At 42.1% G+C, this 14435-nt stretch carries 23 protein-coding genes and 1 pseudogene; 3 read left to right on the top strand and 21 right to left on the bottom strand.

Features of this window, described 5'->3' with window-relative positions:
• Positions 1-102: 102 nt before the first annotated feature.
• From L6I86_RS33540 to L6I86_RS33610, 15 genes and pseudogenes are all read right to left on the bottom strand, one after another.
• Complete coding sequence (locus L6I86_RS33540; protein ID WP_236293086.1) at positions 103-345, bottom strand: hypothetical protein; 243 nt, start codon at positions 343-345, stop codon at positions 103-105.
• Positions 346-416: 71 nt separating this feature from the next.
• Complete coding sequence (locus L6I86_RS33545; RefSeq protein ID WP_236293087.1) at positions 417-797, bottom strand: glycosyltransferase family protein; 381 nt, start codon at positions 795-797, stop codon at positions 417-419.
• A gap of 73 nt (positions 798-870) precedes the next feature.
• Positions 871-1584 carry a phage tail tube protein gene (locus L6I86_RS33550; RefSeq protein ID WP_236293088.1) on the bottom strand — a complete coding sequence of 238 codons (714 nt, stop codon included), beginning with the start codon at positions 1582-1584 and terminating at the stop codon, positions 871-873.
• 12 nt (positions 1585-1596) lie between these two features.
• Positions 1597-1983, bottom strand: coding sequence for a DUF3168 domain-containing protein (locus tag L6I86_RS33555; RefSeq protein WP_236293089.1), 387 nt, complete (start codon positions 1981-1983; stop codon positions 1597-1599).
• Positions 1984-1988: 5 nt separating this feature from the next.
• Complete coding sequence (locus L6I86_RS33560) at positions 1989-2405, bottom strand: HK97-gp10 family putative phage morphogenesis protein (protein WP_236293090.1); 417 nt, start codon at positions 2403-2405, stop codon at positions 1989-1991.
• A 23-nt stretch (positions 2406-2428) separates the two neighbouring features.
• Positions 2429-2752: a phage head closure protein gene (locus L6I86_RS33565; RefSeq protein ID WP_236293091.1), complete on the bottom strand. Its 324-nt coding sequence runs from the start codon at positions 2750-2752 to the stop codon at positions 2429-2431.
• A complete protein-coding gene (locus L6I86_RS33570) occupies positions 2753-3016 on the bottom strand; it encodes a hypothetical protein (protein ID WP_236293093.1) in 264 nt (87 codons plus the stop codon).
• Between the two features lie 18 nt (positions 3017-3034).
• Positions 3035-3283 carry a head-tail connector protein gene (locus L6I86_RS33575; RefSeq protein WP_236293095.1) on the bottom strand — a complete coding sequence of 83 codons (249 nt, stop codon included), beginning with the start codon at positions 3281-3283 and terminating at the stop codon, positions 3035-3037.
• Between the two features lie 18 nt (positions 3284-3301).
• Positions 3302-4441, bottom strand: a complete 1140-nt coding sequence (locus tag L6I86_RS33580) for a phage major capsid protein (protein ID WP_236293097.1) — start codon at positions 4439-4441, stop codon at positions 3302-3304.
• On the bottom strand, positions 4438-5184 hold the full coding sequence (locus L6I86_RS33585) for a head maturation protease, ClpP-related (protein ID WP_236293099.1): 747 nt from the start codon (positions 5182-5184) through the stop codon (positions 4438-4440). Before L6I86_RS33585 ends, L6I86_RS33580 begins: the two co-directional genes overlap by 4 nt.
• A complete protein-coding gene (locus tag L6I86_RS33590; RefSeq protein WP_236293101.1) occupies positions 5177-6397 on the bottom strand; it encodes a phage portal protein in 1221 nt (406 codons plus the stop codon). Before L6I86_RS33590 ends, L6I86_RS33585 begins: the two co-directional genes overlap by 8 nt.
• Before the next feature lie 7 nt (positions 6398-6404).
• Positions 6405-8126: pseudogene (locus tag L6I86_RS33595) on the bottom strand (terminase large subunit).
• Positions 8077-8475: a P27 family phage terminase small subunit gene (locus tag L6I86_RS33600; RefSeq protein ID WP_236293104.1), complete on the bottom strand. Its 399-nt coding sequence runs from the start codon at positions 8473-8475 to the stop codon at positions 8077-8079. Before L6I86_RS33600 ends, L6I86_RS33595 begins: the two are co-directional and overlap by 50 nt.
• Positions 8476-8659: 184 nt before the next feature.
• Entirely contained in the window at positions 8660-9022 is a 363-nt protein-coding gene (locus tag L6I86_RS33605) for an HNH endonuclease (RefSeq protein WP_236293106.1), read from the bottom strand.
• A gap of 216 nt (positions 9023-9238) precedes the next feature.
• Positions 9239-9385, bottom strand: a complete 147-nt coding sequence (locus tag L6I86_RS33610) for a hypothetical protein (RefSeq protein WP_236293108.1) — start codon at positions 9383-9385, stop codon at positions 9239-9241.
• 374 nt (positions 9386-9759) lie between these two features.
• Here L6I86_RS33610 and L6I86_RS33615 point away from each other — a divergent pair, with 374 nt between their 5' ends.
• Positions 9760-10164: a hypothetical protein gene (locus L6I86_RS33615; RefSeq protein ID WP_236293109.1), complete on the top strand. Its 405-nt coding sequence runs from the start codon at positions 9760-9762 to the stop codon at positions 10162-10164.
• Between the two features lie 88 nt (positions 10165-10252).
• On the top strand, positions 10253-10486 hold the full coding sequence (locus tag L6I86_RS33620) for a DUF2188 domain-containing protein (RefSeq protein ID WP_236293111.1): 234 nt from the start codon (positions 10253-10255) through the stop codon (positions 10484-10486).
• Positions 10487-10526: 40 nt separating this feature from the next.
• Here L6I86_RS33620 and L6I86_RS33625 read toward each other — a convergent pair whose 3' ends face one another.
• The 5 genes from L6I86_RS33625 to L6I86_RS33645 form a co-directional block, all read right to left on the bottom strand.
• Positions 10527-10931, bottom strand: a complete 405-nt coding sequence (locus tag L6I86_RS33625) for a hypothetical protein (RefSeq protein WP_236293113.1) — start codon at positions 10929-10931, stop codon at positions 10527-10529.
• Positions 10932-11277: 346 nt separating this feature from the next.
• A complete protein-coding gene (locus L6I86_RS33630) occupies positions 11278-11460 on the bottom strand; it encodes a sporulation protein Cse60 (RefSeq protein ID WP_236293116.1) in 183 nt (60 codons plus the stop codon).
• A gap of 140 nt (positions 11461-11600) precedes the next feature.
• Positions 11601-11747 (bottom strand): hypothetical protein, encoded by a 147-nt coding sequence (locus tag L6I86_RS33635; protein ID WP_236293118.1) that lies wholly within the window; start codon positions 11745-11747, stop codon positions 11601-11603.
• Positions 11748-12050: 303 nt separating this feature from the next.
• Positions 12051-12320, bottom strand: a complete 270-nt coding sequence (locus tag L6I86_RS33640) for a hypothetical protein (RefSeq protein WP_236293120.1) — start codon at positions 12318-12320, stop codon at positions 12051-12053.
• 187 nt (positions 12321-12507) lie between these two features.
• Complete coding sequence (locus L6I86_RS33645; RefSeq protein WP_236293122.1) at positions 12508-13647, bottom strand: tyrosine-type recombinase/integrase; 1140 nt, start codon at positions 13645-13647, stop codon at positions 12508-12510.
• A gap of 133 nt (positions 13648-13780) precedes the next feature.
• Here L6I86_RS33645 and L6I86_RS33650 point away from each other — a divergent pair, with 133 nt between their 5' ends.
• On the top strand, positions 13781-14002 hold the full coding sequence (locus L6I86_RS33650; RefSeq protein WP_028556998.1) for a helix-turn-helix domain-containing protein: 222 nt from the start codon (positions 13781-13783) through the stop codon (positions 14000-14002).
• A gap of 222 nt (positions 14003-14224) precedes the next feature.
• On the opposite strand, the gene L6I86_RS33655 is transcribed toward L6I86_RS33650, so the two are convergent.
• Positions 14225-14435 (bottom strand): hypothetical protein (locus L6I86_RS33655; RefSeq protein WP_236293123.1); only part of this gene is annotated, 211 nt, incomplete at its 5' end.

Below are 14435 nucleotides of genomic sequence, written 5' to 3' on the forward strand. Positions count from 1 at the left end.
AGTCTGCTCCAGCACGAATTACTAGGTTACGTACTACTGCAATAACGTCCACCCCCTTGAATGCAAAAAGAGCGACATAGTCGCCCTCCACATTCACTTCAATTATTCAACTGTCCCACCGAACATCGCGTTTAGTCGAGTCACCTCCGCGAGCATTTCGGCGCCAGTTTGTTCTTTTGGTTTAACTTCCTGTTGGTCGTTTTCAAACAACTTTTTAATATCCGGCATTTTCTTCACGCGCTCAAAATAAGCGCCCATGTAAGCCGCTGTAATGCGTTCTTTCTGCATGAATTTTTCACGTTCGAAATATTCTTCAATGTGAACCCTTAACTCAAAAGGAGTCATGTAGTCATAGTCCCTCTTACTAATACCGACCTTCACTGCGGCTCTGTATGACTCTTGCCAATCAAATGGTTTTACTTCTTCCTGCGACTCGCCCGATTCTGAGTCGGCTTCCCCGCTTGCGCGTTTCCCTCAGATTGCACTTGGTTAGTTCCATAAGCATAAGAAAGTGCTTCGGCCATTTTGTCCATATAATGCTTGGGATTTGGCGCTTTATCTAACAATAACTCCATTTGTTCAAGCTTTAATTCTTCGCCATTCTCCAGTGCGTCTGCAAAAATCCCGCAGTAGATAATTGTTTCTAACTGTTCAAGATCAGTATCGTTGGACGCCAATTGTTCAATGGTCAACCCTGTCATTGCCGATAATTTTTTCAGGGCCAAATGCCCGAAGCGTATTACACGTGGTCTATCGAGATTGATAATTATTACATCATTATTGTTTTCATTTGCCATGGTATTTTCATCCTCCGAATAATAAAATAAGGCCAGAACTGTTAAGTCCTAGCCCGTGAAAATCCAATTATCATTAAGTCGTTTTCACAACTACTACTTCATAAACCTTTTGTGTTTTCCCTGTCTCATTTGCAAGGATCGTCAGTTTCTTACCTACGTTGAGTGTCAACGGGATTGAAGCAGATGGAGATGCGCTGACTAGATCCTGTGAATACACTCCATCAATGTATAATTTGAGCGTGTGCGCTGCCGCCGTTGCCGTTACAGTTGCTGAAGTAGCAGAAACACCACTGAATGAGTAACTGTAGTTTGTGTTGGCGAATGCAGGAGAGAGTGCTCCGCCGGTACCCGTTAGGGATAAAGCAGAGAGCCCCGCACTGGCTGTTGTAGCCATGGACGGAGCTCCCGCAATTTTTATTGTAGCCTCAAAGCCAATGGCTCCATCGACTTCAACGCCAGTCGTTTTAAAGCCCGTCACTCCTCCTGTACACGTCCAAGACGCGCCTAAGGCGGCTGGAAAGATGATTGTGTAAGAATCAACCGTGCCATTGTTAAAAGCGTTGTAAAGAGCTATTTGACCTAGTGTGTCTGAAGGATTAAAGAACCCGACGATTCCAATTTCGCCACCATCTTTAAACCCAGGAATGGATTCTTTATATCCGCCTGGACTCGATAGAGTTGTTGTGTCAATTGTGTCTGCCGTCATTTCAGGCGGGGTAATTGATGTAACCTCAGCGATAGAGTTCGCGCCGATTTTAATAATGGTGCCCATTGCTCTTTGTGCCAAATTAACGACCTCCTATAAATAAACTTGGAATGGAATTGTGGATCTGTAGAGTTCAGTTTCAAACTCAAAGCCCTCTTTAGGATCTTCTGTGAAGTTCACATCTTGGATAAGAGGCCCCGTTTCATCTCCTATTACTCGCGACTGGAAACTGATAAGCTTATCCATTACGAGAGTTGTGAGTTGTTTTATATCAGGGTAACTCTTAGCCACAATGTTGATCTCAGCAGAAATGTTCTTTCTGTCTATAAAGCCGGCTAAGGTTTTTAATTTCATACCTTCGTTAGACATATAAGCTGCATATGGCGCCTGCTTCCCTTCACTAACAACCAAAGGAAACACGCCATTCTCCAACGCAGGTATCGATTGCAACTCTGTCGCAAGTGCTTCTTCAAATCTCAACTAGCTCAACCCCTCAGGATCTTATCAATCTCTTTGCCCGCTGTTTCAATAACTGCCTTTTCGATCTTGTCATCGTTGTTCTCGATTGCATGACGAAGATAACGATAACCTGGTGTGTAATGACCATTTGTCGTCCACCCATACTCTTGAGAAGCTGGATAGTATGATCGTTTACCTCGCTTGGAAATCTTGACTAGGACATCGTTCATGTGCGGACTTGGCATGACACCGAAAACCTTCTTGCCCGGCTTCACCTTGCGTTCTGCCTTCATGATGAGACTCTTTTTAAGCTGTCCCGTGTCCACTGGAGCGTTCGCTTTTGCCGCCTTCCTCGCAATAGCAGCGCCTGCTCTAGCGGCTTTTGTAGCCACCTTCTGAGGAACCTGTCCAAGTCTCCGCATGTCACGTTCAAGTTGTCTCAATCCTTCGATATCGCCACGCCTCATCAAATCACCAACTTACAATAGAAAAGTAATTCTTTATTAAGTGATTGAACATTGATCACGGACAGAATCTCGTAAACTTCTTCACCGTGATGTATTCGCATTGCATTTGTAATACCTGGTTTGTAGCGAGATCTGAACTTAACTTGAACAAGGCTCTGTACTGCTGCAGCGTTAAAATACTCTTTACCAATTAGGGGCTCTTTCGAGGCTCGAACGGTCAAGAAATCAAGCCATTCTTGTGTATTGTCGCCACCGAAAGAACTCTTCGTTGGCTTCAGATATTTGATTGTGACAACATGCCTGAGCTTACCGGCTTCAATCATTTATTCAGTCACTTCCCCACTTTGAGGGGTTTCTTTTCCGTCTGTTGTGACTTCTGGGAGAGGTTGATTTTTACCGCCCTTTTCGCCAGCTGGTGGAGCATTCTTGGTTTTATCATCAGGAGTAATGACTTCTTCCCCAAGATAGCCAGAGCTTTTCAACTCATTTGCGCGCTCTTTGGAAGAAGCTTCAAAAACAGATCCAATATCGTACTGAATCTTCGTATTTTTATCAATGAAATCTGCAGTAACGACAAACTTTTTCATTTGTTTTTCACCTCTTTCCTACTTCAATTGCATGATGATGCTTTCAAGAGAAAAATTAAAACCTGATATTTTTGCTGAAGGATCTCGGTTTTCATAGTGAAGCGACACATACAACATCAAGGCCAGTTTATAGAGTGAACTTTCGGACTCCAGAACACCAGCGTTTGTCATGTAGTTGATTGCCGCATCAATAAGAAGAGCGAGGACAGTATCGTCCTCGCTCCCATCAATGCGCAGATAATCTTTTACTTCACTTAAGTCGAGCATTGGTCATGCCCCCACTTTTTAGACTTCCGGAACAACTTTCGCGATACGGAATGCAGATTTAAGCTTGATTTTGTGATCTAACCAAGCCGTCAGAACGAATAATTCAATACCCGTTTTAACATCCTTGTCACGGTCATACAGAACTTGCGGATCATAGTTAAAGTGCGAGTAACGGAAGTCACCAACGATTGGTTTAGTCGCAGAGTCACAGAACACAACCGGCTTGCCTAGAACTTGCTCGGGTTGAGCGTTGTAAAGCGTAGTGCTGCCGTTTGCAAGTGTTTCAATGATATCAACGTAATCTGCATAACGCATCATGATTTTCGCGTTTTCGCGGTAGTCTTCATGAAGAGCAGCGATTGAGTTTTTGATTGCTTTGAACATAGTTGTGCCAACTACTTCCGTGATACCGTTTTGTGTGGAGTAGAAACTCATTAGTTCCTCACCAGTAGCTGGAGTTGTGGCGAAAGCAACTTTCTTCTCTTTTGCTGCAAGTCCACTTTGCAGCGCTTGATCGACCGTTTGGACTAGATTTGTATCTGTAGCAGAGAGGATTGTCTCAGAAATCGGAACAAATACCTTGAATTTAAAGCGCCCGAACGTTACAACATCGCCATCAGCTTTCAACTCTTTAGCAGTAGCCGTATCTGCAATGAAATCATCATTCGTATCAAGTGTGAAACTCACTTTTGGAATTTCGAGATTCGTAACACTTGTCACTGTCGAAACATCACGTAGTGGATTTTTCACGAACGGCTCATGAAGAAGTTCAGTAGTCATTGTGCTCGGAAGGATTTTCTCGCCACCTGTGCTGTTTTTATCACCAAGCGCAGCTTTGATCTCCGGAGCAACTGCTTTTCCACCCATTACTGCACGAATCAGGCCCGCTTTAGCCGAAACTACCTTTGCTTTAGGGTCAGAAACACCCTCGATCGGATTACGCTGTAGGTTTTTGAGCTGCTCTCCTTCCATTTCATCGTGTTCTTTTTGAAGAATATCAAAGCGAGCTTTCAAGTTGGATTCCTTTGTTTCCAGTGCCTTGATGTTCTCAATGCTCGCATCAGGCTTAGAAGCTTCCGCGAGTTTATCTTGCTTTGCTGCAGCGTAAGCAGCACCGATTGTTACTAGGTCGTTCTTAATGTCGAATAAAGTTTTCATCTAAAAATACCTCCCAGGTATGAATTCAAATTTTGTAATTCTAGACTAGCGTTTCTTGTGATTTCCGCTCTTTGTTCCTCAGTTAAGCCCTTATTTTCTGGTTTTGCAGGCTCTTCTTTCGGAATAACTGCTGCGGGAACATTGCGGTATTTAGCTAGTAGACCATTGTTTGCCAAGGCCGCTACTTGCTTAACCTCTCCTACTACATCACAAAGTCCATAGTCATATGCCTCTTGAGCGGTCAGCCACGATTCTGCTTCCATAAGCGTTATGAGATCCTCCTCAGAGAGCTTGTCGCCAGCTTTGGTAAGGTAAGACTGCCTTATCGATGTATCGACCTTATCAAGCATGTCAGCCGCTTCTCTCAGGTCTTTGGAATTGCCCGCAGTGTACATCCAGGCGTTATGGATCATCATCATTGCATTACTTGGCATGATAATTGTGTCGCCGGCCATGGTAATTACTGATGCAATCGATGCCGCTAAGCCATCCACATGAATATTTACATGTGCTTTATGACGCTTAAGCATGTTGTATATAGCCACACCTTCAAAGACATCACCACCCGGGGAATTGATGTACACGTTCAGCGTTTTAAGTTCACCAAGTGCATCCAGTTCTCCCTTGAAGCTCTTAGCTGAGTGAGCGTAAAATCCGCCGCCCCATGATGCGATTTCTAGATAGAGGTAGAGGTCTGCTTCATCAGTCGTTTGGTTTTTAAATTCCCAAAACTTTTTACTCATTTTTTGTATTCACCCCCTTCCGTTGCTCAATTGGCGTATCAATCGGGTATAAATCACCACTGATATAAAGCTTTTCTCCACCCGGCTCAGGAGGTTGTTCGAGGAAAGCTCTCACTTCATTTGGTTTGTAAATACCGGACCTAACAGCCTTGAAGAATGCCTCCATCTGTGTGGCCGTATCCGCACGCAAAAGAGCGCCGACATTGAACTTGTAATAAAGTCCCGATCGGCGCTCCTGTGTTGTGAGAAGCTTTCTATTAAATTCTTGTTCATACTGACGGACGATGGCTAACAGTGTGTACGTTACATATTCAAGACTCATCTGCTCCATACTGGAGTAACTGGCCCCGTCGGTCTCTCCTAACATGCTGACTGGCATATTAAAAACAGTCGCTACACGTGATCGGGTAATCTTCTCGACCTCAAATACCTTTGTGTCGATGAATTTTTTCTCGATTGGCTCAATTTCAATACCTGACTCCTGGATTAAAACGCCGCCATTGTCTTTGTAGAAGTCCTTGAAATTAGCAATTACTTCTGCCTTCTTCTCCTTGCCGATGTGTGCCGCGTATTTAAGAATGAAGGATGCGTGAATAGCTCCCTCCATCTGGCTTAAACTAAACTCACGAACCTCTCGGTCAAAGTCGATTGTATTTTTAAGAACATCAATAGGGCTAATACCTTTGTAGCCATTTTGTATAGTATGAATGTGTTTAACGTGTATCATATCGAGATTATGGATGTAATATCGTCCCTTTTCTCCGTCTACTTCGTACCACAAATCACCTGAATCGACTTCTACGATCGGAGTTACTCGGGTTGGATCCAGTATGAGCAATTGCTCCAGCTGATGTGCCTTCCCATACATCTTTAATGCATACCCGTTTCCATGAACGTTTCTATGCGTCTCGATTGTACGAATGAAATCAAAGCTGGTCATATTATTGTTTGGAGCATTCGATATTTTGTCAGATACATCGGTTTCAACAGGTTTAAAATCACGATATAACTTTAATGGCAACGTCGAAAGCGAGTTAGACAGTCGCGAGATAGCAGCAAATATCGTTTCATTGCTGGCTAACTGGCCACTTTTCCCCCACTGAAATATCGATTTCCCACCACGGAACCATTTCGAGAAATTGCCATCAGATACCGCGTTGACGTTATTTCGAATTACATTCCACGCGACTCTAGCCCTCTGCCATATATTCAAATTTTCATCACCTCCTTAGCAGGTCTTTGATGGAAACAAAGTCAACACTGCCGCTTAACTCTGGCATTGCCATTCGCTTTATTACCTCGGAATGTGCATTCAACCAAGCGGCAAAACCGTCTATTTTACGGTATCTTCCCTGCTTTGTTGGTAGCCAATTTCCGTTTCGATCCTCAACAAGCTTCACATTGTTCAAATACCAGCGAAGCAGTTTGTTATTGTTATAGATTACTTTTCCATCAAGCAGTAGCTCTTTAATATCTTTGAGTGGAGCGTTTAATGTTAATGGACCTTGACGGACGATTTCGCATTTGAAACCGAAATTCTTCATATCCTCCACCAACCGGTACGCATTGGCTGGATCAAAGGTGATTAGATCGATTTGATACAACTCTGATTTCTTAATGAACCACTCTAGTACGTATTTGTAATCAACGTAAGCACCTGGACATATGGAGAGCAGCCCTTCTTTTTTCCATTCCTCGAACGGAAGCTTTTCATTATCAAGATCCACTTTTTTCTGAGGTACCCAAGAATGAGACAAAACAAAAACGCGTCCATCATCGAGATCGAACTCGAGACACGCGCTTGTAAAGTCCTCTGTTTGCGATAGGTCAAATCCCCCTATGCAACTTCTTCCCCTTAATGAATCCAAATCGATTAAAGCATTATTCTTTTTAATGATTTCGAAATCGATGAAAGATTGCTCATCGGATTGGACGAAGAGATTTAAACGCTTAGTAATAAAGTCGTTGCGTTCTGCCGGGATGTGCTGCCGGCTCTCCCATTCCTCAATTAACGTATCGATTTTTAGCGTTGTCCCAAGACTAGGATTTGCCTTTATCCATTTAGATGAATCATTTAAGTCGTCTTCCTCATCCAGTTCGGCCATGAATTAGAATGTACGCTCATCGGTAAGGACGCCACTTAAAACATCTGCCCCCTTCTCATAGTAATCCATGAGTGGGCCGTCAAGTTGATAACCAGCTGTCGTAATGTAAATAAGCATCGGTTGAGAGCGGGCGCCGGTACTGTTTTTGATAACGTTTATGAGTTTATAACCCTTATATTCGTGGATCTCATCGAATACCGCAAACGATGCATTCTTACCATCAAGCTTCTTGCTATCCGTAGCCAATGGCACGATTTTAGAAACAGTCTTGCCATATCTGATTTCATGTAGAGTGGATTCAAAGTGACGATCAAGAAGATTCGATGACCTAACCATTGCCTTACACTCGTCAAATAGCTCCCTTGCTTGCTCCTTCGAATTGGCGAGCTGGAAGACTCGAGCCCCGTTTTCTCCATCTTTTGAGGCAGCATACAAGGATAATCCACTAATAAGTGTAGTCTTCCCGTTTTTTCTGCCAACATAAATCAAGCCCTCTTTAAACCTTCGAACCCCTGTCTTCTTATGGACCCAGCCATACAACGAACCAATTACAAAATGCTGCCATGGCTGCAATTCAAGTCGATCGAAGTCACCCTGCGACGGCTTACAGAATTGCTCGATGTAAGTAACTGGTCGGTAACCTTTATCCTCATTAAAGATGTAAGGGAAGCCCTTTGTATCTTGCCGGCTTAGGTCGTTTAGATGACGTTCACATGCTTGATAAACCTTTTTCGATGTGACTATTAAGTGAGCAACGACTGCTCTGGCGTAATCTGTGGTTTGGAGTTTAGAACTTTTCGAAGTCGTCTCGATTATCCTTGCTGTGCTCGCCATCATTATCGCCACCTTCCGGCGGCTTAACTAGGCCTGCGACCTTCCGATCTGATGCCGGTGTAAGCTTTAGCTCAGCCTGTAATTTACGTTGCTGTTCAACAATCTTTAAGACAGCATCGACCGATTTGTTTGACCTGTACATTTCCTGTGCTCCGTTTTTGAATAATTCTACCGATCCACGCTTCCGAATATCCTCAATATGCGCCCGCTTCAATTGCTCAAGTAGCACCATATTATCAACCAGCATGATTGTTCGTTCACTCAGGTTGTTGTCTATCTCAAGTTCCCTCACCAGAGTTTTGAATAACTCCCTCGCTGCAACCGTTGTTATAATAGCTTTGGGTTTAAACATTGAACCCCCCCTCCCATACGATTTTTTGTTACGCGCCGAAAACGAATGTGGACACGCGGTCTTAGCATTTAAAGCCCCTCAGAATCCAAGGCAGGGGGGCGTGTCACTGTTCGCATCTGTTCGGTCATCGGACAGGCATGACGCCTCTAAGCGTCACTGAGAGCGTCTCACGATGTGCTTGATTTCACCTATGGTCGCGATTAGCCACCGATTGAATGACACGTGCTGCTCTCTTCTTAGTCGTCGCCTTCTCTTTACCACCATGAACCTTGTTATGACATGGATTACACAGACTCAGTAGGTTCTCGAGCTCTAGTGCTTTATCCTTATCATCACGGATAGGTACGATGTGATGGACCATGTCAGCAGGTACTAACTTCTTCTCTTTGAGACAGTGTTGACATAAGTAATGGTCACGAATAAGAGCCTGCTCACGAACACTCAACCAGAATGAAGAATTATAGAACGCTTTGGAATCTCGATCACGCTTGAACTTATCGTAATACCTATCCTCTGCTGCCCTGCCTCTATTCTGTTCGCTTGTCATACCTCGACTAACTTGTATCTCTTTCCGTTTACCTCGGTATAAAGGGTTAACGATGCATCCATTTCTATATCAGTCTCACTTAAGTTGATCTCAGCTGTCAGAGTAGGTATCTGATCGACTGACACACTATAACTAATTGCCGTTGCACTCTTTAATGGTTGATCATCGATCAATATCCTTGTGCTAAATGGATTCATTCCGCCTGTTATCTTAACTTTAGCCATGTTTAAACCACTCTCTTTCCCCGAAATAGAAAAAGCCCATTCTCGAAAGAACAGGCTTCGTTATCGTATGTAGTTTATTTAGAGCATAAAGCAGCGCCGCCAAGCGGTGTCGTATGAGATAGGAGACCGTGGAACTCACCGTCGTTCCACACCTCCACTCGACCATTTCATGGCCGTTATGTTTTTCAATCGTTTTAATGACTGGTAAATCTATAGGTCAAGAGCACACAATTGCTTCGCTCTGTGTTTAAGATCCTTGTACTTAGTTACTAGAGAGAAGAGAAGTACAAGATCATTTTACTTATTATGAAGTCATCACTTCAAATTCGATTTAAGGTCAAATTCTGTCATTTTCGGGATGTTTGAGATACTCGATCTTACGAATACTCGTTCCCGCGAACGTTTATTCCTTAATATCCCAAGCAATTTGAAAAATATGTTACGATAAAAGAGGGTTATTTTATTCCACGTCGAATATTAAATGCCCTATTTTTCCAAAAGGAGCTGATTACAATGTCTCAACAACAAGAAAATATGGACTATATTAAAATTATCTTCAAGTTGGAAGAATCCTTACGACCAGCCACTGAGTATCTTCAACATGTAAACCAACAACCGGATAAAAAGTGGGATCATCTTGAAAGGAAATTAAATCTCAGAGAAGAGTTGTCCTCTTTTTTGAAATTTCAAAGGGAATTAAAATCCACAATCCCACCGATGTCACTTAGGGATGAACACGAACAATTAATTGTTGCTTACAAAGATATTGTAGATGGAACTGAGTATATGATTGGTAGCTTAGAACAAGAATTACAAGGACATCCGTATGACTTTGGATACCACATACAAAAAACAGGACTATCTAAAGTAAAAGCAGCAGCCACTTCACTCATGACCAAGGTTATGGAAAATAAATAGGCAATTTGGTCGTTTTGCCAATAGTACATCCATATGTAGCATTATATAATGGCTTTGTAGGACAAACACACATTTAGGAGGCTCGCTCATGGCTACTAAGAAACCAGGTGTTCACACTGTTCCAAATCCCAAAGGTGGTTGGGATAACAAGCAAGGCGGCAAAGTTGTAAGCCATGGCGATACTAAGAAAGCGACTCAAGACCTTGGTAGAGTACAAGCTATCAAAGACAAAACAGAGCATCGTATCCATAACTTAAATGGACAGATTGCTCAGTCGAATAGCTACGGCAATGATCCTAATCCTCCTAAAGACAAGAAATAATCAAGTCAACCACTAGCCCCCGCTGGTGGTTTTTCTTTTCTTAAGATGTAACTTTTAATCCCTTGTCGTTTGAACCGCAAAAAGTGCATGATTCGCCGATGTATTTAAAAAGCTTGCAGCTAGGGCAAATCTCAGCGGCTTTATTCTTTACTTCAGGAAGTTTCTTAGAATCAGCAAGAATCTTCACTACTGAATTCATCGAATCTAAATATTCCTCGTACTGCTCGGCACCGCCAATATATTGATTATGTCTTATTCTAGATGCAACTTCACTTGCTTTTGTATACTCCATTAACTTAGGAAATACTTTTCTGTAGTTGTATATTCCTTTGTATGCATCTTCTTCGGTGAATTGATAGTAATTTGTTAAGAGATCCTTAACTTCGGTTCTAAATTTTGACATCCTAACAAAAAGTTCTGGACTAATCTCATCAAAGTTTGCCATCAGGAATATCTCACCAACCTAATATTTATGATTATTAGATTATATAGTGGTCAATGAGAATTTCCTAGAAGTATTATTCAATGCATTATCCAGATACACCCATTATCTCATCACCAAAAGCCCTCAGCGCCCATATCAGCCATTTTAAGATACAGAACACACATTCGTGAGCACCAATCCCAAAACGCCTCACAGACGCTTTTAAACCGCACTTAAAAAGTGAAACGATAAGGTCGTGCCATCGGCTTAATCAGGCCTCCTACGTTACCTCAACCCAAGCGCTTAGGATCATTCCACTGTGTAAATGCGGTTGCAAGGCAATAAAAAAAGCACCCGCGGTGGAGTGCTAGTCTTTATAAATCACCATAATATCAGTATAACGATTGCTCTTATCGTCTTCAGAACCTGAACTGCTTAATTTTATATCAATAACTGATTCATTTGGTAAATTAGCAAGAAAATTATTAACTTTTCTTTGCAATTCGTCACTACTATTAAATTCTGAAAAGAGTTCTACTTTTACAGCCATGATTGGTCACCCCCTCGTTCCTACATTTTCCAACATAGTTCGAGGCTTGTCTAATCAAATTTTGATAAAGATCGCAACGATCGGTTTACTCTTGTCGGAAAGCGACCATAGATTTTTAGTCATCGTTGCGATTATATTACTTACTCGTTAGCCGGTGTGAAATCGACGTAGTATTCTTTGCCTACTTCAAATTGCTCCTGAGCCTTTTCATTGTCAACGCTCATTTGAATTTGACCAGCAGGAGTATATTTCCAAAAATCTTTATTTTCTTCGGAACCAGAAATCACGACTTCTAGTCGGAGATTGTTTCCTTCCTTTTGGACGCATCTAAACTTTGCTCTTACTGACATACTTTCACCATCCCAATAAGTATTTAAGAAAACCAAAAGAGGGCTGACGATCCCGTCAATGAGTCGGTCTCACACACAGCTATTCACTACTGCTGCGCGGCCAATGCTCTTTAGCGTTCGGGTGTCTTGCCCTCTTCTCGATTTCCTATGATATAAATTTACCACATCTAAAACCTAATGGCGGCGTTTTGAAGTCGGAGAATCTACTTTCTTTTTACGGTTGATTTGCGGCTGTGAAAATTAATTCAAAGTAACGATTTTCTTTATTCTTGTATAAATACCACTTAATAAAGGCCATCCTTCTTCAGTCCTTAAATCAATCACTTGACTAACTGTAACGGACTCATATATCCGATCGTTTCTCACTTCTATTGAATAATCCTCATTTACTGTAATCAGTTCACCATCGAGTTTCAGGAGGCTAACAGTGTTATTTTCAATGACTAACGTACCCGTAACATAGCCAGCTATAATATCAGCGGTCTCTCTAATGTGATCGGATAATAACATCACTATTCGCCTCCATTTGACTTCTAATCAACCTTTTCCGCTTTTGATCCATGTGTAGTTTAAGTAACCCGCGCCTATGAAGTGCGTCGTTCTTCTTTAACATAAACTTGAATGCCTGCCGCTGTGATGTGATTGGTCCGCCGAATGGAGTGTTCCTAGTCATGTCAGCATCCTCATTCTTTGGGATTTAGAATTGCATGCCAATGGTGTATTCTAAAGCTTCCGCTGCCTCTTCCTGCATATTAGGCAACAGGTGTGAGTATGTGTCTAGTGTAATCGTAATTGTAGAGTGCCCAAGTCGCTCAGATATAACTTTAGGGTGAACACCTTGCTTCAGCATTATTGAAGCGTGAGTATGCCTGAGATCGTGAAATGTAATCGTCGGAGCGTTAGCGGGCTTATGCTTTGTTTGCATCGTCTTCCATGCGTGTATCACTTTAGTGGCTGTTGCAGGCGTTCCCCTTGAGCTGCAAACAACAAGATTATTATCTTGATAATCCACTTTGGGATTTTGTTTCTCCAATTCATTCTTCTGCTTCTGCTCTTCGAGTATCGCAATGACTTGCTGAGATATAGTGATTGTACGCCGACTCTTCTCAGTCTTGAGTCCTGAGAATATGGTTAAATTTTTTATTAAATTACGTCTCACTTGTATAATACCCTTTTCCAAATCAATATCAGACCAGCGTATCGCAAGGATTTCCCCTTGACGCATTCCAGTCATTACAGCCAGGTAAGCAGCAATCCAATATCTACTTTCGTCTTTCGTTGCTTGAAAGAATTCTCTAACTGTATCAATATCCCAAACAAGTCGTTCCTTTCGCTCAACAGTTGGCTTCTCAATTTTACTCGCTACATTTTTGGCAACGAGATCCTTTTTCTCAGCAGCATTTAGAGATGCATTAACAGTAGCGTATATTCTTTTCACCATTTCGTCTCCGAGTTCTTTTTCACGAAGCGATGCAATTAATTTATCAATATGCGTGACTGTAAGTTTCGATAATGGAACATCGCCTATTAACGGATCTATATGAGTTCGGAAATAAGACTCATACATTTTACGTGTTGAGTGAGCAATGTTAGCGCGAGCAGACAACCACGTATCAAAGTAGACACCGAACGGCATTTTGTTCGGCTCGATATAGATATCCTTACTAAGATCTGCAATCAAGACAGCTCGCGCCTTCTTCGCTTCTCCTCTAGTCTTGAATCCGCGCCGCGTAACTCGCTTGCCGTTAATCATAACTTGGAACCAAAACGGGTTCTTTTTTGCATTCTCATCTTCGTATATATAATCTTTTGTAGTATCCTTGGTTATCTTCGCCATTTCTTTTCGCCCCTGACTATTACAGCTAATAAGGCTATTATACTGCATCAAAAATAAATTTGCATCAAATTTGCATCGAAAACAAATAAACCCTTATAAATTAAGGGATTTATACAATGGTTTCCACACATCCATGGGCAGCGACCACAAAAACAAATTTTTACTTACGAACCGCGAACGCGAAGTATTCGAACTCTTAGTGCAGGACAAAACGACAAAGGATATCGCACAGCAGCTTTTCATAAGTGAAAAGACTGTGAGGAATCATATATCGAACGTCATGCAAAAGCTGAACGTAAAGGGTCGTTCACAAGCGGTTGTAGAACTGATTAAGCTTGGGGAATTAAAGATCTGATTCCGTCAGCAAAGGGATCCATGCAAGCCACCCACCCTCCTTCGGAGGGAAACGGGGGCTTTTATGTTTGTTTTGAGTTTCAACCACAAGCTAACAACTTACCAAGTAACTATCCAATCACCGACCCCACACACGAATTAACTGGATTTTGTACATCTAAATTCACTCAAAACGCGCTGAAATTGAGTTTAGATGGATTTTATGTAGTTATATTTGCTCACTTTAGCAATATCGAGGTAAATGGGATAAATTAACTGCACCTATTCCATCTAATTGGAATTTCCGTTGTTTTCCCTTCAAAATAGCTGTATAAAATCCATTTAAAGTAACAGATGAAGTGGTGGTTGGTTGAAAGTCGGGATCACAAGTTAAAGCTGGCTGAGTGCTAGTTGCTGGGGACTGGTTGGTGAATAGTGGGGGTACGGGGTACGGG

This window comes from Paenibacillus allorhizoplanae (genome assembly GCF_927798215.1).
Classification (GTDB): Bacteria; Bacillota; Bacilli; order Paenibacillales; family NBRC-103111; genus Paenibacillus_E; species Paenibacillus_E allorhizoplanae.